The 23,240-nt window shown below is 53.4% G+C and carries 12 protein-coding genes; 3 read left to right on the forward strand and 9 right to left on the reverse strand.

The annotated features are described in order from the left end of the window. Positions 1 to 65: 65 nt before the first annotated feature. The 9 genes from NXT09_RS18165 to bcsR all read right to left on the reverse strand — a co-directional run bounded on the left by NXT09_RS18165 (position 66) and on the right by bcsR (position 19,385). Positions 66 to 530 (reverse strand): DUF4279 domain-containing protein, encoded by a 465-nt coding sequence (locus tag NXT09_RS18165; protein WP_268580776.1) that lies wholly within the window; start codon positions 528 to 530, stop codon positions 66 to 68. Then, a complete protein-coding gene (locus NXT09_RS18170; RefSeq protein WP_268580777.1) occupies positions 527 to 5,683 on the reverse strand; it encodes a DUF637 domain-containing protein in 5,157 nt (1,718 codons plus the stop codon). The genes NXT09_RS18165 and NXT09_RS18170 overlap by 4 nt, the downstream gene beginning before the upstream one ends. A gap of 38 nt (positions 5,684 to 5,721) precedes the next feature. Then, positions 5,722 to 7,404 carry a ShlB/FhaC/HecB family hemolysin secretion/activation protein gene (locus NXT09_RS18175; RefSeq protein WP_268580778.1) on the reverse strand — a complete coding sequence of 561 codons (1,683 nt, stop codon included), beginning with the start codon at positions 7,402 to 7,404 and terminating at the stop codon, positions 5,722 to 5,724. 258 nt (positions 7,405 to 7,662) lie between these two features. Next, positions 7,663 to 12,243, reverse strand: coding sequence for a cellulose synthase complex outer membrane protein BcsC (bcsC, locus tag NXT09_RS18180; protein ID WP_441844966.1), 4,581 nt, complete (start codon positions 12,241 to 12,243; stop codon positions 7,663 to 7,665). Beyond that, positions 12,225 to 13,340 carry a cellulose synthase complex periplasmic endoglucanase BcsZ gene (bcsZ, locus tag NXT09_RS18185; RefSeq protein ID WP_240584212.1) on the reverse strand — a complete coding sequence of 372 codons (1,116 nt, stop codon included), beginning with the start codon at positions 13,338 to 13,340 and terminating at the stop codon, positions 12,225 to 12,227. The genes bcsC and bcsZ overlap by 19 nt, the downstream gene beginning before the upstream one ends. 6 nt (positions 13,341 to 13,346) lie before the next feature. Then, positions 13,347 to 15,665 (reverse strand): cellulose biosynthesis cyclic di-GMP-binding regulatory protein BcsB, encoded by a 2,319-nt coding sequence (bcsB, locus tag NXT09_RS18190; RefSeq protein ID WP_268580779.1) that lies wholly within the window; start codon positions 15,663 to 15,665, stop codon positions 13,347 to 13,349. Positions 15,666 to 15,739: 74 nt separating this feature from the next. Next, positions 15,740 to 18,439: a UDP-forming cellulose synthase catalytic subunit gene (gene bcsA / locus NXT09_RS18195; protein ID WP_268580780.1), complete on the reverse strand. Its 2,700-nt coding sequence runs from the start codon at positions 18,437 to 18,439 to the stop codon at positions 15,740 to 15,742. Then, the gene (gene bcsQ / locus NXT09_RS18200; protein WP_268580781.1) at positions 18,436 to 19,173 is read right to left on the reverse strand and encodes a cellulose biosynthesis protein BcsQ; all 738 of its coding nucleotides are present in this window, start codon (positions 19,171 to 19,173) and stop codon (positions 18,436 to 18,438) included. The genes bcsA and bcsQ overlap by 4 nt, the downstream gene beginning before the upstream one ends. 2 nt (positions 19,174 to 19,175) lie before the next feature. Next, positions 19,176 to 19,385 (reverse strand): cellulose biosynthesis protein BcsR, encoded by a 210-nt coding sequence (gene bcsR / locus NXT09_RS18205; RefSeq protein ID WP_014917065.1) that lies wholly within the window; start codon positions 19,383 to 19,385, stop codon positions 19,176 to 19,178. Between the two features lie 339 nt (positions 19,386 to 19,724). On the opposite strand from bcsR, the gene bcsE reads away from it, so the two are divergent. The 3 genes from bcsE to bcsG are packed head-to-tail and all read left to right on the forward strand — an operon-like array spanning position 19,725 to position 23,204. Then, positions 19,725 to 21,329 (forward strand): cellulose biosynthesis protein BcsE, encoded by a 1,605-nt coding sequence (bcsE, locus tag NXT09_RS18210; protein WP_268580782.1) that lies wholly within the window; start codon positions 19,725 to 19,727, stop codon positions 21,327 to 21,329. Further along, on the forward strand, positions 21,326 to 21,544 hold the full coding sequence (bcsF, locus tag NXT09_RS18215; protein ID WP_240584217.1) for a cellulose biosynthesis protein BcsF: 219 nt from the start codon (positions 21,326 to 21,328) through the stop codon (positions 21,542 to 21,544). Before bcsE ends, bcsF begins: the two co-directional genes overlap by 4 nt. 1 nt (position 21,545) lies before the next feature. Then, positions 21,546 to 23,204, forward strand: coding sequence for a cellulose biosynthesis protein BcsG (gene bcsG / locus NXT09_RS18220; RefSeq protein WP_205549594.1), 1,659 nt, complete (start codon positions 21,546 to 21,548; stop codon positions 23,202 to 23,204). The last annotated feature ends 36 nt before the right edge of the window (positions 23,205 to 23,240 follow it).

Here is a 23,240-nt window from a genome sequence, read left to right on the forward strand (position 1 = left end):
ACTGCTCTATTGATTAGTGCCTGATTTAAAATCAGGCACTTTATCATTAATATGTTTTTTTGATGTTATTCTTCAGGGAAGAAATAGATATCAAAAGCACATTCCAGATCTAAATCAGCTAATGCTTTCATCTGCTCTGGCCATAGCACAGGACCGCAGTGACCGACTGCCGACCACCATACACAGCTGAGTGTCATCTTAACGCCAGGTATATTTTGTAGTTTTTTTAGACCCTCTTGGCAAGGATCAAGCTTAGCGATAATCCAATCAATATGATCTCTTAGGTCTTTTGAAGAAATGAAGTCTTCGGATGACAGAAACCATCCTGATATTTTTACTTCACGGGTTCGACCTAAACTATTTTTTTTTCTATCACCAATGATATTTTTCTGCGTCGGTTCAATATTGAGGATTGCGCTAACTTCATCAGGGTGCATCTCACCAGGATAAATCAGCAACTTTGCACGACACTCCAAACATGTCTCATAGTTCGGATTTGGCGGTGTGATTCTTGAATTAACAGTGTTCATGGTAAGTAATCCTCAATATTACCAATTATTTTACCCGCTTTATCAATATAGTTTCCATTGTCTAATATTCGCCCATGAAAGTCATGTCGTAAACTGTAATCATCCTTCAATGATTCTAAAGCTCTTCCCCATTCTCTACTGGTCAGGTTTTTGTTAAATTCTTTATTTAAACCATTAGCTGTTCTTGTAGTGATCGTATGTCCTCCGGTTTGTAATACAACGGGCACTCTTCCTGCCGCGCCAACACTTGGTGGAACAGGAAGTGGAAGCCCATTAGCATCCACCCATTTGCCATTCACCAGTCGATTAGTGGTTTCTTTAGCAGATAGTATGCCTGTTTCAGTAAAATATTTGCCAATTAAGGGGCTTACAGCTTTCCCAATACCCCAAGAGAGTATCCCACCTAGCAGCTCTTCAGGTAGTTGGTCGGCCCACAATTTTAGGCCACACCCGTAACTCATATCCCCGCCACAGATATTGGCGCGGTCATAAGCATTTTGCCCCATTTCTTTATAAGAATTAGAGAGATCGAAGCCAATCAACCTGCCGAGCTCATCGTAACCTGATGCTTCGGAAATTCCATAAAGCATGTCATTAACACAAGTGGCATTACCTGCTGCTCGACATCCTTCAAATATCTCTTGGTTCTTTACTGATGTTTGATTCATCTCCTTGCGTACATTACTCTCACAATCGCTACTGCCTTTACATGCAGCGTATTTTTCGGCGAGTGTTTTTGGTTCCTCATGCATAAGGAAGTTATATAGCAGGACACTTTCGGCAGCATTGGCACCACTATTAACACCACTGGCTTTGCCGGTAATAGCGGCTCCCGCCAAAGCACCAATAATTCTGCCAGTAGAGGTTATCTGTATTTCTCTTAAGGCTGGGTCAACGAAAGTGTTGCCTAAACTGATTGCTGCTAGCTCTGCCGCCAGTGCGCCAGCCGCAGCGCCTTTAGCATTGCCCCCTCCGATTTCTGCTGCAACACCTGCAATAACCGCATGGCTGATTACTCGTCTCGGGTCATCCATCGGCAAGCCTAGGACTTCACCCTTATCCCCTATAAACTTCGCCCCTTCAGCGTTAATTTGGCTGCCGATATTACTTAGGAGCGCGGTGGTGAAATTATCTTTGAAGCTACCGCCGTTAATCGCGGTGCCGAGACTGGAGCTGATAACTGACTGTCCGGCGACACGTTGCGCCACCTTACTCCAATCACCGTTGCTGAGCATGGGTAGCTTAGCCTTCGCGGGGTCGATTACGGTTGTGCCGTTAGTGGCCTGACTAAACTGCATGACTTCATCGAAGCCTGCTAATGCGCCGCCGATAACCATTGAGGTAACCAGTGATTTGACCGAGTCGCTGCTGCTCATGGCCTGGAACGTTTTAGACAGGTTACCTTTGTTATCAACCAGAGCGACTGCTGCCTGCGAGGTCAGTGCCGTCATTCCTGAATAAGCTGCACCGTTTACGACAGCGATTGTTGTCGCGCTGGCTCCAGTTCCCACAGCACCAACTGCCATGTTACCTGCAGCAGCAGCTAGGCCTGCTCCTGCGGTTACCGCCGCAACGGCAATCGCAATCACGGCTCCAACAACAGGGTTCAGGCTTTGCGTGGTGTGGTTCCAGGTGCTATAGGCATCCTGTACCGTGTTCCATTGCACATCTGTGCGGCTGTTTAAATCCTTAAGCCAGGCAGTGCCGGGGTTGTTGCTCAGCACCAAAAGAGCATTTTGCAGGGACTGCGCATTCTGGGTTTTTGCATCAGCGGTAATACCGGTAGCGGCATCAAGAGTGAGTTGGCCGCCAGAGTGAATGCTTGGAAGTAACCAAGTGTCTTTGGTATAGCCTTTATCAGCACTCTTAATGAAGAACCCTTTTGAAGTGGTGATCGTCTGCTCGAATGCGGTGTCCTTGACCGCCTTAAAGTTGATACTGCCTTGAGTACTGGTCAGCTTGGCGTTCTTGCCCGCATTTATTTTGCTGGCTTCATAGGTGCTGTCATCACGGCTGAGCAGATTAATATCACTGCCAGCAGTGAACTCCGTCACTTTGTTCGTCACATTGTGGCTGGTTTGCCGAATGGTGGTTTTCTTACCGTACCACTTGCGTGTAGTGGTAGTTTTTTCGTAGTGGCTACTTTCTTCTACTGCTTGTGCGTAGAGGAAACCGCCTTTAGCAGCTGCATCTAGTGCACCTTTGGCGATAAGCTGGGTCGCCTGGAAGAGAATGCTGCCGTTGGATAACAGAGTGAGTATTCCACCGCTGTTTAAGACAGCATTTTTTTGCGTGACGGATTCGCTATATTCGTTATTTCCTTCTCGGTAGATACGATTGGTGACGGCGTTAAATTCCATTTTTCCACCGGAACTTAATGTCATATCTCCGCCGGAAGATAAATTGGTTCCGGTTGCGATAAGTGTGCCATTTGCTGAGAGCGTTAATTCTTTATCAGCATGGAGTGAGGCTACAGACTGGCGATCATCTTTGTTGTTATCATTTAAATCATCAATGAATGAGTACGCTAATGCGGGAAGGGTGAAGTCACGACCAGCGACTAATGTAGCTCTTCCTTTGCTGTTTACATTTATTCCTTGAGCTTCAATATCTCGTCCAGCGCTAATCTGTAGGTTCTCGCCACTATGTAATTGACTTGCGCTCTCTGGGGCACGGCTTGGTAGAAAATCGAGATCATATCCTTTTGTTTTGCTCTTCGGATTGATTATCACATCCAATGCGCCGCTAAGACTGATGTTTTTTCCAGCAGTAAGACGTTTCCCTTGCAAAAGAAGGCTGCCGCCAGCATTCATTAAAATATCGTTCGCCGCGTTAACTTCACTGGCTCTTAGCAAGGCATCGTTGTAAAGAGGCTGACGTTGTTCCGAAGATGGAGAAAGATCTGGTGATTGTTGTAGGAAATTCTCAGTATGGATGAATAAAATATCTTTATTTGCCGTAAGTGCTATGTTCTTACTTTTAGATATCTCTGTGTCAGATAGATATATATTCCCACCTGAATTAATGTCCAGGTTACCAGACACCGAAAATGTGGAGAATTTTTGATTTTTTCCTGGAGTATAATAAAGTCCAGTTAAATAATTTTCACCTTTTGGTTGGCTGTGTATCGTAATGTCACCCGTACGGCTTGTGAGCATAGTATTTTGACTGATGAAACTCCCCTGGAAGGCAGAAATATTATTACCCGCTAGGGCTGATAAATTTTTTTCAGCCTGAAGTTTTGCATCGGAGATAGAAATATTTTCTTCTGCTATCGCCGTTATGTTTTCTGTTGCTTGTAACGTATCGTTGATGAGAATGTTCTTTCCATTTAGTACGATATTTTTTGCGGTAATAGCTGGCTGAGATGTAATAGTGAAAACTGTATCTGGGGTTTTGATATCGTAAGGCGATTTTTTATCAAAGCTTAATGTGTCTATGAAATCAACAACCAGATCGCTTCCAGCCGTAATGCGAGAAGATAATGGTAGGCTCTCACGCCAGTTGTAAAAAGAATCTAATATTTTAACCCATGAGGAATCTTTTCTATTTGGATCAAAGAAATTTAGGGCTGGTGGCGGGGTTCTTAAATTCTCCTCAATATCATAAATATAATCAGACTGTATATCCATTGTCCCCAGTCGATGGCTTAACGAGGTGAAGTTCTTCCCGGTAAGTACTATGTTGTTTGATGCTGATATCAAACTGGCATTGTTATTCAGTTGAGTTGCATTAATATAAATGTTTTTACCAGAAAGGATTGTTGCTTCAGGCGTTTCCTGAGACAGGAGATACTGCGTTTTCCCCTCATTAATTGTCAGTGCGACACCATTATCAATAGCATCCCCAAACCATTTCTTATTTTTATTATCTTTAAAATAAGGTTGATGTGTTATCTCTGCACCTTCTTCTGAAGGCTTGATGGATGTTGAGGTTGGAACGATGTCATTAGGTTCTATTGTGAACTGGTGGCGTAAGTTATCTAACTGCTCCGTTCGAATCACCAAATCTCCGGTATTGGTTTTAATCGTCCCTGAGCGATTTTCGACCTTAACGCCTTTATTCCCCGTCGCGTCTTTTTGGATCCACAGGTTGTTGTTGGCCTGAATGGTGGCCTGCGTGTTGGTCAGGCTATCGTTGAACAGGCGCATATCCTGGCCCGCGACGATATTCCCTTGGTTATTCAATGTGGTACTGGCAAGCGTGATGTCACGATCGCTTTTCACCGTATTGCCTGCGGCAATATCGACCTGCTGTGCATTTAAGTTAATATCGGTTTTCGCGTGAACATTACCGAGCTGAATTTTGCCTTTGCTGTCTAGCGTAATGCCCTGTTGAGAGCTGGTCAGGTTAGCGACGTTAGCGCCGACCCCATCCTCGGTTGCCACGAGCCGGATGCGTTCAGCGTACATGCCACCGAGTGCTTTGGTGTCGACTGCCAGCAGTGGTTTGGCACCTTCTCCGGCGATGGGGGCGATTGTGCCGGTTTTGAAATCGACCCGATTGCTGCCTTGAGTCAGCGTCAGACTTTTCGCGTTGATTTTGCCGTTCAGTTCAGTTGCCCGGCTGAGGATATCGACATAGTCCGTTGCTGACCCGTCCAGGCCTTTGCCACCAATGGTGATGCTGCCTTTTTTAACTTCCAGCGCTTCAAGTGCGCCTTGCTGATCTAAAATCGGTTTACCCGTCGTCAGCGTGGCTGAAGGCGTGTTGATGAACCCACATCCGTCACAGGTGATGCCGTTCGGGTTAGCAATCAATACGTTGGCTTTATTCCCGAATACTTCTATTTTCCCTTGCAGGTCTGAGCGGGTGGAGCCCGTCACCTCGTTGATAATCAAATCGGCCGCTTTGCCATTGAGATTGGCGTTAGCGTTTAACTGCCCGGCCAGCTGCGATTGACCTGCGGCAATGCTGTTATTTAGTACGGCACCGGGTGTCCCGACGCTGAAATCTTTATAGGTATTGTGAGAAACACCTGCCGCATTTGGCGTCGCGATATTGATGACCGGAACGGCACCTGCGTTGTTGACCTGCGTGCGTGGGCCGTCTGGCGTGAGTGCCGCGAATGCGGGGTGTAAGGGCTGAATCGCGGTCAGATAGATCAGCAGATAGCTAAGCCCGCGAGTGGCGCGGTTATTGAATTTTTCCATGTGACTTTCCTTGTTTTCCTTTTGCTGTGAATAAATGCTTAATCAAAAAGCGCGGTAACGGGGAGGGAGACGTTCCAGGAAACGACGGCGTTATCGGGATGGAGATCGTCTGGGAAATACAGCGGTACGCCGAGCGACACGGACTGGCTGATCCAACGTGAAGATGCGGACAGACCGACGGAAGCTCCGGTCATATTGCCGCCATCCACTTTGCCGGTTTTCCCGGCGATCCATCCGCTATCCACTGCCGTTGTGAGCGCGATATCGCCCAGGAACGGCAGCGTGGCGAATTGCCAGTTCACTTCGTTACGCCAGTAGAATCCTCGATTGCCGGTCAGCGTTTGTTCCTTAAAGCCCCGCACGGAATACTCGCCGCCGAGCGAGACGCGTTCGCTGGTATACAGGTTGTCCGGTGTGGTTTGGCCGTAAAGGGAACTCAGGAAGTACAGCGAGGGGGCAAGCGGGTAGAAATAGCTGCTGCTGACGCTAAATTTACGGAACTCGCTGCGTGGCAGGCCACTGTTTTCCTTTGTGTCATCCGTCGCGCCCCAGCTCCTCAAACCGTGGCTTAGCATCGGGTTGAGCGTAAAATACCCACCCGCCAGCGTGGTGCTATAGCTAAGTCCGATACTGGCACTGCTGACCGTAGGGCTGCTGACCTCAAGGCGTTCGCCCGCCATTCGGTTCTCGGTGCGTCGGCGAGAGAGTGCACTATCCAGCGCCAGCTTCTGCTTACCATCCCGATAAAGCGTTCTGTTGAGGTTGAGTCGATGGGTGTTGCTTTGTCCTTCATAGCGATACGTGCTGCTGCCAATCGGGATTGGCTGGAAAAAGTCGTTCCAGGCGTATTGATAGCCGAGTGTCCAGTAGCCATAAGGCAAGGACACTCCGCCCGATAAGGCTTTGCTGCCGTAGCGATGGTTGAAAGCACTATCACGGCTGGCGGTGAGCCACCAGCGGTCAGCGAGTCGCAGCGGGTTATCTAGCGTGAGATGAGTGGAAAGTTGTTCGCGGCCCGTGCTTTTTTGTCCGCTGTTGTCCGTGCTGAGAGACAAAGTCACAGGGCGGGATTTCGTGGTACGTTTTAAATAAACAATCGAACTTCCGGCTTGTTTTCCCGGCTGAATATCAATCGCCACCTGCCGTGAAGGCAGGCGATTAAGCTGTTCCATCCCTTGTTCGATATCGCGCAGATTAAGAATACGTCCTTCCAGCCCGGGGAATGCCATCCGGATTGCCAGCGGTGTTTCCCCTTCCATGCGAATCGCTTCTATTTTTCCCTCGCTGACGCTGATGATGAGCGTGCCGCCGGAGAGGTCTTGCTCCTGTAAATAGGCCTGACTGGTGACAAAGCCGCGATTAAGGTAGGCGTTGGTCGTTTCCCTCACGGCGTTATGGATTGTGGCTAAATCAAGGCAGCGATTTTGGTAGCGTTGCTGAATAGCGGTCCGATCTTTCGTCGAGAGGGCGTCTGCATCGTGAAAGACAATGTTTTGGATGGGGAAGCAGACGGCATCTTTTACTGTTGGTGCAGTGACCGTGGGTATCGTTAAGGTGGTGCTGTTTTCCAACGATAAACGCTGCTGCCTGGCCTGCTCCAGTAACGATTTTTGCTGGAGCTCTAGCGCATCTCGATCCGTTGGGCTGATGGCGGTAGCGGCAAAGGCTGAACTGCTGATGCTTAAAAGAATAATGCTTATAAAAGAAAGGGTTTTACACAAAATGAACGCAATCCTTACGTTGACTTACATTTTGCGCTTATATACACAAATGCCATATTCCGTGGCTAGGTAAAATCGATGGCCAATAGAAATTCGACAGAATGCATTGAGAAACTCAATTCATGAGAATAAAAATGATAGTCATTATCATTTTTATATAGATAGGCAGATAACTATATCGTAAGTCAGCGTAATTTTTATATTTATCATTGGGTTTCCGATGTGATGGAAACCCAATGAGGTCTGAGGTGGGGAAGGTTACTTAAAGTCCGCGTACGGCGTGAGCGGCTGTGGTGGGCTGTCGAGATCGCCCTGCCAGCCGGAAGCGGAGTAGCGCAGGTAGATGAGGCCGTGGCTTGGGGTGTAGTCCTTCGCTTGCTGAATGTCGATACCGACACCCAGCGTCCAGTGTGAGCTGAGGCGGCGTTCGACGATGGCGCGCGCCGTATAGCCGAAGCCGGAACTGCTGCTGCCCTGTTCGATGGCGTCTCTGTCGGTGAGCGCAGCGTTACCTAGCAGGCCAGTCAGCGGGTAGCGGCGCTGATCTTTGGTCGAAGAACGTGACCACGACAGCGATCCGCCGAGTTCCCACGACCAGTTTTCCGTTCGCTGCCGGTAGTTCACTGGCACGCCCAGCGAGAAGTATTGCTGCGGGCTGTAGTAGCCACCCTGACCGAGCGAGTAACCGCTTAAATCCTTCTGGTGACGCCACCACATGCTGTTCAGGCCGACTGTGACGCGTCGATTATCCTCGTTAATCAGCTTGTAGTAATAACCTGCCATCGCGCGGGCGCGGTCATTATCGGCCACGTTTTTACCCGTAATCTGGTGGACGCTGAAATCACTCCAGATGCCGTGTGCTTCGCCCCGATCGTAGCTCAGCCCGAGACTGATGCCCGTGGCGCGCACGCCGCCCCAGGTAACGCCGGTGCCAGGGTCTTTGGTGCCGCCGAACGCCAACAATGAGCTGGAGATGGGGCGGCGCGATGCCGTCGCGGTCCAGCCGATTTGCCGCCAGTCACCGCTGTAGCTTGCGCCACCGACGATATCGACCACGTCGAAGCCGAGCGGTGTGGTGCCGATATCCGCCGACCAGCGATCGTTCTTCCAGCCTGCGGCGACGCTGGTGCCGGTGGCTTTCTGCGATTTGCCGTCGAAGCAGTCCTGTGTGGCACAGGTGCCGAAAGTTTCCCGGTAGGCACCGTTGCTGTCCGTTGAGAAGGAGCCGGCGTTCATCTGTACGGTATCGGTGCGGAAGAAGGCGCGGCCGTCGTACAGCGGCATGTCTATCTGCAACAGGGTGTTGTGGGCGCTCAGATCGGAAATCCCGCCGGTACCGCTCGAACTCCCGTAATCGTGATCCAAAGTGACGGTAACATCCTGCTTACGATACAGATCTGCCGTATCGGCGCGGATGCTGCGCTGTAGCCAGTCGTCCCCTGCCTGATTGCGCGTCAGCTTGGTGTAGTCATCGTCGCTTTGCGGCAGAGCGGGCGTGATGCCGCTGGCGACCATCGCCTGTTTATAGTCCTGCTGCGCTTGCTCTGGTTGAGACTGCTGCTGTTCAACACGCGCCGCATCGCGATAGACCAATGCCTTGGTCTGACCGACAGGTCCTTTCTGCGCATCGATTCTTAGCTGGCGGAAAAGTGCCGTCGATTTTTGCGGATTTCCGACCGCTTGCCAAGCGTTGGCGACGCGCCGCTGCGCGTTGAGGGTATCTGCCGCCTGCGTCGGGAGCTGGTTCAGACGCTGGCGTGCCTCATCTTGCCGACCCTGCGCGATAAACGCGTCGATCTCGCCTAATTGTGCGTCGGGATTCTGCGGTTCCCGCGTGCGGATGCGTTGATAATCCGCCAGCGCCGTCGCGTATTCACCTCGTGCCAGCGCCCAGTCTGCCAGCAGCAGATCGATACGGGTATCGGCTGGCTGCTGACGCAGGAAAGCGATAGCGGCGGGTTTGTCACCCGCATCGCGCATGGCTTCTGCTTTCGCCAGCGTGGTCTGCATCGTCAGACGTTGGGATAAATCGCGCATGTCGTCGCTCCACTGTGCTGCGGGAAGCGTATTCAGGTGAGCGAGTGCTTGCTCATCGCGATTGGTTGATGACAGGTAAAGTGAGTAAACGTAGTGCTTCTGAGCGTCGACCGGTGGCACGGCAGTTGCGCGTTGTACCACGTTGTCGGCCTGCTGCATTTGCCCCAGTTGGCGCAGCGTCTGGGCATAGCGATAGGCAAACCAAATATCGTTCGGATCCTGCTGGTTCGCCTGACGATACTTCTCTTCCGCCTGCGTCCACTGCTGCTGCTCTGCAAGTTGGTCCGCCTGCTGTTTCAGGATATCGAGTTGTAGTGCGGCAAGCGTCTCCCGCATCGTGTTCTGCTGGCTGCGCGACAGGCCGTTGAGGTAAGTGAGTGCTTTCTCCGGCGACTGCCGCTGATAAATACCGACCAGACCGCGCAGGGCGTTATCGTTGCCGGGTTCAAGGTGTAAAGCCTGCTGATAGAGCGGCAGGGCGGCAGTATCGTTTTGGCTGGCAACGGCGACATCGCCCAAACCAATTAGTGCATAAGGATTGGTGTTATCCATCTGACGAGCCTGCTGATATTTCTGGCGCGCCAGCGGGAGGTTATTGGCTTTCAGCGCATTGTCGCCTTCCGCAATGGTGTTCCAATATTGCGTGCTTTGGATAAGTCCTTCCCACTTGCCGCTGTTCAGGCGATTCACATCTGCCTGTAGTGCTTGCTGGAACTGCGCCAGCGCTTTTACCCGATCGCCAGCGCGCAGATAAACCAGACCAATAGCGCCGATCAGTTCGGGGTCGTTTGGTGTGGTGGCCAGCGCCTTATTCAATTCGCCAAGCGTGGCACTATTGCCGCCACCATCTTCAATCTGTGCCAGTGCGCGCAGCCGGCCTTGATAAACGGGATCGGCTAATATTCCCTGCTGACGGCTGAGTTCTTTACGTGCCGTATCCGCCTGTTCGCCTTCATCAAACACGGTCAGAAAGCGGTTGAGTTCCGCCACACTTTGTGGCGTGACCAGCATCCGACCAATAATTTCCAGCCACAGCGAGGCCGCCTGACTGCGTCCGACGGGATCGTTAGAAAGCTGTTTGAGGAGGGGATAGGCTTGCTCATTGCGATTCTGGCTGAACAACAGCCGCGCCAGCACCATACGCAGCGGTACATTATTCGGATAGGCCTGATCTAACGTCTCCAGTTGTTTAATCGCCAGAGGTTGTTGGTTGGGTAAGCGTGAGACCAGCCGCCAATACTCTACGGCAAGATCGAGCGTTGGGGGCTCGCCGTGAAAGAGCGAGTCATACTGCGCTTTGGCTTCCGCATAGCGCCCGGCGGTAGATAACAACCGCGCCTGCTGTAATTGTTGACGAGCGGTTTCCTGCGTCAGCGCCAGCGTGATTTCTGCCTGCCGGTAGAGGGCGGAATCGGGAGCCACGGTTTTCAGCTTGTCCAACTGCTGGCGCGCCTGAACCTGATCGCCTTGACGCAGTGCCAGCCGCAATCTGGCGGCGATAACCTCTGGGTTATCCGGGTTGATAAGCTCCAGTCGATGGAGCGACTGACGCACAATATCGTCTTTGTTGCTGGCTTCTCCCAAACGCACCTGCTCCATAAGGAACTGCTCTGGCGACGTAGTTTCCGCACTGGTTGCCTGCGGCGCAGTAACCAGCAATAACGGGAGCAGGCGCAGCCAGTTCAGCGCCAGATTGTTGGCTTTCAATGCGTTGTCACCTTTCGCGATCGTGGTCCAATCTTGCGTATTTTGGATGAGTCCTTCCCATCTACCGCTGTGAAGACGGCTCATATCGACCTGTAATGCCTTCTGGAACTGTGCCAGCGCTTTTTTCCGATCGCCTTCGCGCAGGTAAACCAGAGCTATCGCGCCTATAAGTTCAGGGGTATTTGGCGTGGCAGCCAGCGCTTTATTCAGTTCATTGAGCGTGGCGCTATTGCCACCGCTGCTTTCACCCTGTGTCAGACTACGGAGGCGTGCCTGATAGGTTGGATCGGCTAACATTTTCTGCTGGCGATTGAGCTCTTTGCGCGCGGTTTCTGCCTGTTTTCCTTCATTAAACAGGGTCAGAAAGCGATTTAACTCGGCCACGCTCTGCGGCGTGACGGGCAGCCGCCGAATGATTGCCAGCCATAGCGACCCCGCCTGACTGCGTCCGACGGGAGCGTTAGCCAACTGTTTCAGCAGAGGATAGGTCTGTTCATTACTATCCTGACTGAAGAGTAAGTATGATAACGCCATGCGCAGCGGAACATTGTCAGGGTAAACCTGATCCAGTGCGCTCAGTTGCTTAATCGCGTTCGATGCCTGATTCGGTAAGTGAGAAACCACACGCCAATATTCCACGGCAAGATCGAGCGTGGGGGGCTCGCCGTGAAAGAGCGTGTCGTACTGCGCTTTGGCTTCTTCGTAGTGTCCGGCGGTAGATAGCGAACGAGCCTTCTGTAACTGTTGGCGCATATCTTCCTGCGTCAGTGCCAGTATCATGTTTGCATGACGATAGACGGTGGAATCGGGTGCCAACGTTTTCAGTTTCTCTAGCAACTGACGAGCCTGTGTTTGATCGCCTTGACGCATCGCCAGCCGTAATTTAGCGGCGATCACCTCGGGGTTATTGGGTGCGATAAGGTCCAATCGATAGAGCGACTGACGCACGAGTTCGTCTTTGTTGCTGGCTTCTCCCAGACGTACCTGTTGCATCAAAAATTGCTCGGGCGGCGCGGTTTCTGCGCTGTATGCCTGCGGTGCCGCAATCAGCAATAACGGGAGGATGCGCAGCCAGTTTACGGTGTGGTTGTGCATTGGCTGCTCCGAGACGGTAAAAGTTGGCCTTGCGAAGTGAAGCGATAGCGCTTCTGATCCCATCCCTGACCAAAGAGCGTCAGAGAGGCGGAGAAATACGCATCGTCACCCGGTGGATTGCCGGCGATCCGCTGTCGCTGGGCAGCCAGGGCGTCCGGTTGACGAGAGAGCATCGGCAGCAGTGAGGCGGAAAAGCCTACCGATCCCTGTCCGGTGACGGTGCCTGTCGCGGTGTCCGCTTTTTCGGGCGGTAGCCCTTGCTGGATGGTCTGCTGCATCATCGGCTGAAACTGTTTGAGTAAGTCGGTTTTCCCTCTGCTGCTGTCGGCCATCATCCCCGCCCACAGATAGACGCGGATAGCGTCATAGCTGCCGACATTGGGTTTGGTGGTATCGGGCTGCCAGCCTTTGTCTTTTTGCCAGATGACCCAGTCAGGCGAAAACCCTTTTGGCGCGGTTTCTAGCAGGAGGCGCTGCGTGGTGCGCTGCATCGCTTTCCACTTCTCATCCAGCGCAGCAAATCGGGCCAGCAGCTGCGGCGGGAGGTAGCTAGGGTTCAAGCGCCAGCTCTCTTTCTCGGCGAAACCCACTTTTCCGGGTAATAGCATCACGCCCAGCCCCGGAATCGTCACCACCTCTTCTTTGGCGATACGCGCGAGCAGCGCGGTGCCCAGCGCCTGATAGCGCGCTTCTTCCCACAGTCGACCAGCTTCAAGCAGGCTATAGGCAATCCACAGGTCGGCATCGGAAGCCGAGTTCGGATCCAACACCGTCCACTGCTTATCCTTGCTCTCTCCCCACAGCCAGGCTGGTAGGTTCGCGCGCAAATCACCCGCGGACAGGTTGTTTTCTGTCCATGTCAGCAGCCGATCAAACATCTCGCGATCGTTGGCAGCCAGCGCAAAGAACATGGCGTAACTTTGCCCTTCGGACGTGGTGATTTTATTGGGGGTGGAGGTATCAATCACCCGTCCTTCCGCGCTGATGTAATACTGCTTGTACTGCTCCCAGGCAGGCCAGTCACAGACGGCGGCGGTGGCCAGAGAAGCCCATAGCCACAGCAGCATGGGAGTCAGGTAACGCAGCACGCGTGGCATGGTGCGTTAGTCCCTTTCATCCGGCGACAGGCGACGGCGACTGAAGAGTTTCAGGCCACGCCACATCAGCCAGGCAACAATAACGACGGTAAGGGTCAATATGATCGCCAGCCAGACGGGATGCTGCGCCATGACGTGCCAGACACGTTCCCACCACGGCAGGTGGCCGACATAGTAAACATCGCCGACGCGCAGATTATTGATGCCCGACTCGCGGATGACGGAAACGGAACCGAACAGCGAGGCTCTTTTTTCGCTGTCGATCAGCGTGTTGTTGAGTAGCGTATATCCCTGCGGGCTATCGGCCAGCAGGGCAACAACGCTGCGCTGATCGTGGTACGGAGACTGGAAGCCGATAATTGCCGACATCGCGCCGTCACTACTGACGGTAGTTTTGCTGTCTGGTTTCGCGTCAGATTCAGGTGAGCCCATGTCTGGGATAGCGGCCTGACGTGTCGGTTGCTTGATCCAGCTTTGCGTTTGCTCGACCAGCAGGTTGATTTTGCTGTTGTCGTGTAGGTCCGGCGGGATAGCGCCGATCATCAAAATATCGAGGTCCTGTTTGTCTACCTGCGTCCAGTCATCGCTGAGCTGTACTGCTAACGCCGGGTAACCGGTTTGTGCACCAATATTACCGATGGCGTTCAGCATGGCGCTGACCTGAGCCGGCTGTGGCTGCTTGTTCACCAGCACCAGCGTTTGTGACAGGTCAGCCAGTCGGCTGAACGGGTAGCCTGCATTGGCAAAGGCACGCAGATCCGGCATCGCCATAAAGTGGCGATAGCCAGAGAAGTTAACCGTCGAAGAGCTATCGATAACGGCGTGATTGACGACCGGCGTATAGGTTTCGCAGCGGTCGGCGGTGCCGCTGGAAAGCAGCGTGGTGTAGTTGAAATCAAAACGCAGCTGGTTGGTGGTGCCCAGTTTCAACGCCGGAATGGACAGGCTCTTGTCAGAATCCCATAGCCCCTGCGTGAGCGGCAGGCGCATCAACAGGGAATTCTGGTCTTGCTCCGGTGCTAATGAGAAGGCCTGCACAAACTGGTTGTTCAGATTGATGGTCAGGCGCGAGCCATCCAGAATCTGCGGTGCGGTGTAACGGTATTTCAGGCGTATATCGATACCCTGACTGCGGATCAGGAACAGGTCAGGCGGCAGGTTCATGGTCAGAGAAATCGGCCGGGGTACGATACCGTCGGTTTGCAACTGTTCGTTATATTGCTGCAGTTCGGCGAAGGTCATCGGGCGGTCGGTGCGAACCCAGTTCGGCGCATCGTACGGCTGACGCGGGGCGAGCTGTTCGACCTTATCGATGGTGACGCTTTGCCCACGGAATAACGCGTTCCCCTGCGCAATGCCCTGCACGGCGGTAAGCAGTTCATTGTCATCACGTCCCTGAACCAGCAGCAGCTTCACGTGAGGATCGTTAGGATGGCTGATGATAGACACCGTTGGTCCGTTCACGGCGGGAGTATCGCGCAGGAAATCCGGCCGCTTATCGTTCGTGGCGAATACAACACCGTGACTATTCGGCAACTGGTTGAAGAGGGCAGGGAAAGACTGCCCGCGCCATTGTGCTTTGCTACCAAACCACGAGGCGAGTACCGCGGCGGCACGCTGTTGCACCAGATCCGGCTGGTCGGCAAAGACGATGGGCAGCGTCAGCGGGCGGGTATCGCGGCTGTCAAAAAACGGTGCAGGGAACGGCGACAGATCGTCCTTTAGCGTCAGCTTCTGGAATTGCAGGTTGAGCGCGCTGGCTTTGCTGACATCCAGCCACAGACTGGTGCTGGCTGGGTTTTCACAAATGTTCTGATAATGGCCGACGAACACCAACTGCATGCGGTTAAAATCCGTGATGTAGCGCGGATCGATAGGAATGCGAACGCGGTTGGATTTCCCCATCTGTTCTTTGCTAATCGTGGTGACACCCATTAGCTCATTGTTCAGGTAAACCTTGATATGCGACTCGGTGGGGATCAGCGCTGGTGACGGGGTAAACTCAAGATCGAGCGAAGCCTGTGTCACCACTTCGTCGCTGCGAACGCCAAACTCAATCTGCCCGTCGGGATTGATACCGCGTAGCGCAAAGGTGCCCGGCGCAGGCGCGATTTGCGCAAACGGCATCACCACGTTGCGCACGGCGGCGTTGGTCGCCAGTTGCGCCGGAGGAATCGCTGGCATTGTCATTGCTGGCGTTGCGGTGGCAGGCGGCTGGGTTGCATCCCCCGTTGCCGGCGTTGGTGCGTGCGGCGCGGTGACAGCCTGAGATAATGAGCTGACGCCTAAAGCCAATGCGGTGAACCAGATTATTTTTTTCGTCATCGTGTCATCATCAATGTTAAGGGCCTTTCTCGTTGTCAGGAGAAAGGCCGTTGATCACGGCCTGTGAATGGCAATCAAGCCACTGTCTTTTCTGTAAACAGGTTCTCTTGTGCAAATCGCGTTTCATGGGCAGACGGCGTCTTGCCCTGATGTACGGTTTTTTCCGGCAGCGCAGCGCCCGTCTGGTCTGTTACGCTGCGTTTTCCTACATAGCGCGGGATGAATGACACCACCCACACCACGATATTGAGGAAGGCCAGGATAATGTTGCGTATGACGGGCGGCGCGTAATCGGCCAGACGCAGATAGCCTCGAAAGCCGAGTGCCAGTACATCAACCAGACTTTCGACCGGTTTATCCTGCGGGAAACTGTCTTGCCAGAGCGCCCAGGTGTCGGCGCGGGCAAACGTACATTGAATGAAATCAATATGCTGGCGGATGGTCAGGTTGGCCATGCGCAGGCCAATCTTATTATCGAACGCGCGGGTGACGCTGAACGGGAAGGCGTACTCCTGCTGACCGCGTTTTAGCAACAGCGAGGCGTTGTCCCCGACCTGAAGAATGCCCGATTCACGCGCTTCAATGCCCACGCCGCCATCGGAATAGTCGCGCAGGACGCAGGGGAAAAGATGCCCATCGGCACGGAGGATCGCGGCGGACATCGACATTTCCACCCGGTGGGCCTGACGCACCTGTTTGGCTTCTACGGCAACCGCGACGGCTCCGCCTAAAATGGTCATGTTGTACACAACCCAGAGCAGGCTGATGAGTACCGTCGTGATCTCTTCCGGCGGCCCGTAAACCAGACGCCAGATGCCATACACCACCCCGGCGATGTTCAGCAGCACCAGCACCAGATAAGGCCGCGTAATCACCCAGTCGACATGCTGTTCTTCAACCAGCCCACCTTTGGCCGTCACGTTGAATTTCCCTTTGTGCGGGTTAAACAGCGCGACGGTAGTCGGGCGAGCGATGTACCACGCCAGCACGGTTTCATAGATCTCGCTCCAGAACGAGTGACGATAGCGGCCCTGAATGCGTGAGTTGGTCAGGCTGGCGTGCACCATGTGCGGCAGCACGTAGAGCGCGATGGCCAGCGCCGGAGCGAAAATGATATAGGCATGCAGTAGGAGGAACGCCAGCGGCGCAGTCAGGAAGATCAGCCGCGGAATGCCGGACAGAAAGTGCATCATGGCGTTGGCATAACACAGCCGTTGCCCCAGTTTCAGTCCCTTGCCGAACAGCGGGTTATCCAGCCGGAAGATTTGCACCATGCCGCGCGCCCAGCGAATACGCTGCCCGATGTGCGCCGAGAGGCTCTCTGTCGCCAGTCCGGCGGCCTGTGGAATACGGATATACGCCGAGCTGTAGCCAAGGCGATGCAGGCGCAGTGAGGTGTGGGCATCTTCCGTTACCGTTTCGACCGCAATTCCGCCAATTTCATCCAGCGGTTTGCGCCGCAGAATGGCGCAGGAGCCGCAGAAGAACGTGGCATCCCACATGTCGTTACCGTCCTGAACCAGACCGTAGAACAGCGTGCCTTCATTGGGCGTGCGGCGGAAGCGGCCCAGATTGCGTTCGAACGGATCGGGCGAGAAGAAATGGTGCGGCGTTTGCAGCATCGCCAGCTTTTTGTCTTTGAAGAACCAGCCCATGGTTAATTGCAGGAAGGAGCGGGTAGGGACGTGGTCGCAGTCGAAAATGGCGACGAACTCGCCTTCCGCCTGTTTTAGGGCGTTGTTGATGTTCCCGGCTTTGGCGTGTTCGTGCGTGACGCGGGCGATGTAATGGACGCCGACTTCTTCTGCGAAGGCTTTAAATTCGGCGCGCCCGCCGTCATCCAGAATATAAATATTCAGCTTATCTTTAGGCCAGTCGATACCTAGCGCGGCATACACCGTCGGTTTCACGACACTCAGCGGTTCATTGTAGGTTGGGATCATGAGATCGACGGTCGGCCACGTTTTGCTGTCTTCCGGCAGCGAAACCGGATAGCGGTTCAGTGGCCAGATCGTCTGGAAATAGCCCAGAACCAACACCACCCAGGCATAGGTTTCCGCTGCCAGCAGCAGCAGGCCGCAGATCAGACTCAGCGGATCGTCCCAATTTAGCGTTTCGGTGTAGCGCCACCACAGGTAACGGCAGGAAACCGTGAAAGAAAGGGCGATCATCATGAGCGTCGGCATGCGTCCCGGCATGTTGCGAACGAGCATGGCGATGCACCACAGCAGCGTCATGAAAATAAACTGCGACAGCAAATCAAACGGCTGCGTGATGCACAGCAGCGCCAGCGCCGCACACAGCAGGCTCAGCGCGACTGTCACCAGCCTCTGGAGGCGGCTCGTCTTGGCGGAGCCTGACTCATGCTCTTCGCGATCGTCAGCATTCTCGTGGCTAAAGCGGGCGAACAGCGCTTGCTGCGCGTTCATGTAGCGTTGCCGCCAGCGTGGTAACGCGGAGAAGTAATTGCGTCGCGATGTCGGCAACTGGCCGTTTTTGATGGTCAGCAGCCAAATACCCTGCGTCAGATAGCGAAGAATATCGGCCGGACGCGGGCGTTGAGGCGAAATGTGTGGGAACCAGTAGGTTCGCTGCGCGCGAATCTGTTGCCAGCCCTCAGACTCCAGCCGCAGGAAGATCCAGCCGAGTATCGCAAACAGCGTGGCGAAAAAGGCGGCAAAGGCGGAGGCACCTTGCAGACGATAGCCGCGGTAGCGTTGCTGTATCGCCTGTCTGGCGGGCGGGACGAGAAAGAGGCGCAGGATCCCGCTCATACGCCGTTTTCCTTAACGTGAATCAGGCACCAGTTTGCCAGCGTCATGATCTCTTCCGCTGCCACGCTGTCCGGGCGACATTCGCCCAGAGGCTGCTTCAGCATCAGCGATTCTGCCAGGGCTTCGTCGCGGTGTATCACCAGCGGCAGCAGGTGTGACAGCGTGTGCAGCCAGAGTTGGTGCAAATCCTGCTGGAGCGTACTGAGAGTAGAAAATTGATTCACCAGAAAATGGCACTGACGCGGCAACGCCTGCTGATGTAGGCGCGAATGGCAGTTGGCATCGGCCACCATCACCTGAAAAACGGTATTCGCGGTGGCTAACGCCTGCCGCGTGAGTGGGCTATTGTCCGCTGGTACATCAATCAGTATCCAGCGATGGCGACCCGCCGTGCTGAGCTGTGCCAGATTGTTTTGCCAGCGTGCGGGGTGCTGGTGGTAATGTTGTTGGAGCGTCGCGATCTCCTGTGTATTCAGGCGACCAAACGGCAGAAAATCCAGACCGGGGAGATACTGCATGGCACCGGTTTGCCACGGTGCGCCATCGGCTTCTGCCCGTGCCCAGCCGCGGCTTTGCTCAAACGGCATATTAAAATTAATGCGCAGCAAGTTGTCCGGCGAAAAATCAATCACCAGTGCGGATTCGCCCAGCCGTTGGAAGGCCCAGCCCAGCGCGGCGGCGATTGAGGTGGTGCCTACACCTCCACGGATTCCCTGCAAAGCAATCACGGGCATCGTCAGTCGCTCCCGGCCGGTTCTTTTAATTCATCCAGCAGCGGCCAGCGAGCCATCATTTGGCTGAGACGCGCCTGACGGGCGATATCGATATAGTTTATTTCAGGTAAAGAAAAAGCCTGACTGAGAACCCGGAGATCGTCGTCGGTTCTTGCATTTTCGGTTAAATCGGCGCGTGCGCTGGTATCTATACGAGTCGGTTCGTTATTCATCCCATGCCTCTGAAATAGGCTATCCATTATCATTGAGATCGATAAAGGGAAAACATCCAAATAACAGATATGGTGCGTCTTTTACTGCACCCATAACAGACAGTCTGGCAGATGAAGAGTTACGCCTCTGCTGTCTTTATAAGGAGTCAGGTGTGCCCGTTAACTATAGCAATGAATTCATGGTTGCAATGTGAATAGGGAAAAATAGTAATGGGTGATTTATCAAGGGATAGGAATAATTCATAGCGTACGGTTGTGATCCCACAGGGGGCTGCTAGAGTTTATTTTGACTGTATATTTAAGGTGGAATACTGCCATTAACGGAAAAGAAATCAGTCTATGAAGCAGAACTTTTCATTAGGTATTCGTGACCTTTGGGATGAGCTGGCGACGCTCCAGCAGGCGGGCTTTTATTGGGTGAATATTGACCGTCAGGTTGACGCCGCATTATTTTGCCAGCAAATCATACACGGCCAAAATAACGACGCGAGAGTGGCGTTAGTAGGCTGTGGGGAACGATCTGATTCTCTTTTGACGTCATTGTTTACGACAGAAAATAATAACACCGGAAAGAAACAATTACCCTGCTATGCACTGCCGGAAAATAAAGCTGCGTTGCTGAACTTAACCGATGATTTAATGCGCGCATTGCGCCCCAAAAATCGTCTGTTGGTGCTTTATGCCCCAGCTAGCTTGTGGCGGGACATCTCGCCAGAAAGGCTCCAGCGCTGGGTGGATGACACCGCGGCATGGCTGCATCAACGCCAGTGTACGCTGGTGGTTATCGGCCACAGCAGCGGTGTAACCCGTTTGAGGAATATGCTGATTTCCCAACATCGCGGGCTCTATGGCTTAGCCAGCCTGCAATGGCAACAGGATCGCGCCCAGTATCTGGTGTCATGGTGGGCGACGGAAAGAGGCGTGCGGGCGAATAAGGTGCAGATGCTGCAATCCGACAGCGGCGGGTGGCACATGCTGAAGGAAGAGGAACCTATCCTCACGCCGTCTCTGGATGATGACGGGCTCTTTCTGATGGAAAAGAGCGTGATGGAAGGCGCGCCCGCGCTGTCGGAACATTGGCAACTGCTGGACGACAACGCCATCTTGGTACAAACCGGCATGCTGACCAATGCGGCGACCCTCGTTTTTGCGCTTAATCAAACCAGTCAGGTGGATACGCTCGTCAAACAGGTTCATAGCCTGCGGCGGCAGCGTGGTGAATTGCTGAAGATTGTGGTGCGGGAAATGAAGCCTTGTCTGCGCGCCAGCGACGAGCGTCTGCTATTGGCATGTGGCGCGAATATTATTGTCTCTCATTCCGAACCGCTATCTCGTTTTCTGGCGCGGATTGAAAGCGTGCAGGGACAGCGTTTTACCAAACACGTTCCTGTTGATGTTGAAGTCTTGCTGACCACCATGCGGCCGCTGCAGATTAAGGGCTATCAGCCTCCTGAGGCCTTTCGGCAGTCTGTGCAGATGTTGATTGATAGCACACTCATGCCAGAAGGCAGCAAAGGCGTGCTGGTCGCATTGCGCCCTGTGCCAGGTGTACGGGCTGCGCAGGCGTTGACGCTGTGCACGCTGCGACGCTTTGGTGATGTCGTTACGATCGCACAGGGTCGCCTGTTTTTGTTCCTGTCCAATTGCCGTCTGAATGAGCTGGATATCGCGCTGAAATCCATTTTCCGCCTGCCCGTGGATGAAGCGTTCAGCAATCGGATTGTCTGGTCACAAGACTTACAGATTCTGGCAGAAGTTAAATCGCTGGTGCAGGGCGATACGCTGGAGCAAGAGCGGCAGATTAACGATTATGTCCAATTGCAGCAGACCGAATCTGCACCGAGTCGCCAGGTGACGCGGCGTGAACCTATTGCTATCGATCTATTGGCACCCGATCTATTGGGTTCCAATTTACGGGCCCGCGCACCGGGAGAGCCGTCATGAACCTGATTGATATCGTTCAACTGGTGTTATTGAGCGCGGTCGTTTTCTTTACGCTTGGCTATCTGGCACGTCGCGTGATCCCCCACTGGCTTCAGTATTGGAAAAACAGGCTGTTGTCACCGCGCTACCTGAAGCCTGCGAGTGTCTGGATGCGTAGCGCTTCTTCAACAAAGACGGTCTCAACCAAGCCGACTTCAGCAGAGACTAAAAAATAAAATGGACGAAAAAAAACCTACGCAGAAACAGGATACGCAAAAACAGCAAAATATATGGCGCTACTGGCGTGGGCTCGGTGCCTGGAATTTGTATTTTTTGCTGAAATTTGCCCTGTTATGGTTTGGCTACCTGAATTTTCATCCGCTGCTTAATCTGGTCTTTCTGGCATTTCTGCTGTTCCCAATCCCCAACGTCACGCTGCACCGTTGGCGGCATATTATTGCCATCCCGCTCGGTATCGGGCTGTTTTACCATGATACCTGGCTGCCGGGTATTAACAGTATTATCAGTCAGGGGACGCAGGTTGCGGGCTTTAGCTCAGCCTATTTATTGGAGCTGTTAAACCGCTTCATTAACTGGCAAATGGTTGGTGCAGCGGCGGTGATTACCGTCGCCTACCTGTTCTTCGCGCAGTGGATTCGTATTACGGTGTTTACCGTGGCGGCGCTGACGTGGTTAAACATCGTCAATCTGGCAGGCCCGGCTGTGTCGTTGATGCCAGCGGTATCGACGGCGTCTGCTCCTTCGGCGGCGTCCCCATCTGGTGGAGACGCTGCGCTGCCTGAGGCCACATTACCGCCAACAAACGCCAATCTAACGGCTTATCTGAACCAGTTTTACACACGAGAAAAAGCGCGAGCCACGGCGTTCCCCGCTGCGCTGCCGCAGGATGCGCAGCCTTTTGATCTCCTGATTATCAATATCTGTTCGCTGTCGTGGTCGGATCTGGAAGTGGCGCAGCTAGAGAATCATCCGCTGTGGAAGAAGTTCGATATCCTGTTCAGCCAGTTTAACTCTGCCGCCGCTTACAGTGGGCCTGCGTCAATTCGCCTGCTACGGGCAAGCTGTGGTCAACAGTCTCATATTGATTTGTATCAGCCGGTGAACCAGCAGTGTTACTTGTTCAGTAATTTGGTGAAGCTGGGTTTTGAAGAGCAACTGATGCTCGATCATTCCGGCGTCTTTGGTAATTACCTGCGTGAGGTGCGTGAAGAGGGCGATATTCAGATCCCAATGCTGTCGCAGGAGGGCATTAGTCACCAGATTACCTCGTTCGACGGCGAGCCGATTTATAACGATCTGGAATTGTTGAATCGCTGGTTGGGTGAGCGGGAAAAAGCGACGACAGCCCGTAACGCGACCTTCTTTAACCTGCTTCCGCTGCACGATGGTAATCGCTTTGTGGGAAGCAAGCAGTCGGCGGACTATGCGCCACGTGCGAAGATTCTGTTTGACCAACTGGATGCGTTTTTTGACGTGTTGCAAAAATCCGGTCGCAAAGTGATGGTGATTGTGGTGCCGGAGCACGGCGCGGCGCTGGCTGGGGATAAGATGCAAATGTCCGGGCTGCGCGATATTCCCAGCCCGAGCATCACGCATATTCCTGTCGGCGTGAAACTGTTTGGTTTACAGGCTCCGCATCAGGGTAACGCGCTGGAGATTACGTCGCCGAGTAGCTATCTGGCAATTTCTGAGCTGGTGGCGCGAATGGTCGACGGCAAAGTGTTCACCGCGCCTTCTGTTGACTGGCAAACGCTGACGAGTGCACTGCCGCAAACGGAAGCGATCTCGGAAAATGAGAACGCTATCGTGATGCAATATCAGGGAAAACCTTACATTCGTCTGAACGGCGGAGACTGGGTGCCTTACCCGCAATAATCTCACTCCAATCACTTTATCGGGCAGGCGAGCATC

Origin of the sequence: Pectobacterium jejuense (genome assembly GCF_026800125.1) — a bacterium.
Taxonomy (GTDB): Bacteria; Pseudomonadota; Gammaproteobacteria; order Enterobacterales; family Enterobacteriaceae; genus Pectobacterium; species Pectobacterium jejuense.

Bases quoted from the DNA above. Each gene is read 5' to 3' on its own strand.
- bcsG (WP_205549594.1), top strand. From the start codon at position 21,546: ATGGACGAAAAAAAACCTACGCAGAAACAGGATACGCAAAAACAGCAA.
- bcsC (WP_441844966.1), bottom strand. From the start codon at position 12,243: ATGCACAACCACACCGTAAACTGGCTGCGCATCCTCCCGTTATTGCTG.
- bcsF (WP_240584217.1), top strand. From the start codon at position 21,326: ATGAACCTGATTGATATCGTTCAACTGGTGTTATTGAGCGCGGTCGTT.
- NXT09_RS18165 (WP_268580776.1), bottom strand. From the start codon at position 530: ATGAACACTGTTAATTCAAGAATCACACCGCCAAATCCGAACTATGAG.
- bcsZ (WP_240584212.1), bottom strand. From the start codon at position 13,340: ATGCCACGCGTGCTGCGTTACCTGACTCCCATGCTGCTGTGGCTATGG.
- bcsR (WP_014917065.1), bottom strand. From the start codon at position 19,385: ATGAATAACGAACCGACTCGTATAGATACCAGCGCACGCGCCGATTTA.
- bcsA (WP_268580780.1), bottom strand. From the start codon at position 18,439: ATGAGCGGGATCCTGCGCCTCTTTCTCGTCCCGCCCGCCAGACAGGCG.
- bcsE (WP_268580782.1), top strand. From the start codon at position 19,725: ATGAAGCAGAACTTTTCATTAGGTATTCGTGACCTTTGGGATGAGCTG.
- bcsQ (WP_268580781.1), bottom strand. From the start codon at position 19,173: ATGCCCGTGATTGCTTTGCAGGGAATCCGTGGAGGTGTAGGCACCACC.
- NXT09_RS18170 (WP_268580777.1), bottom strand. From the start codon at position 5,683: ATGGAAAAATTCAATAACCGCGCCACTCGCGGGCTTAGCTATCTGCTG.
- bcsB (WP_268580779.1), bottom strand. From the start codon at position 15,665: ATGACGAAAAAAATAATCTGGTTCACCGCATTGGCTTTAGGCGTCAGC.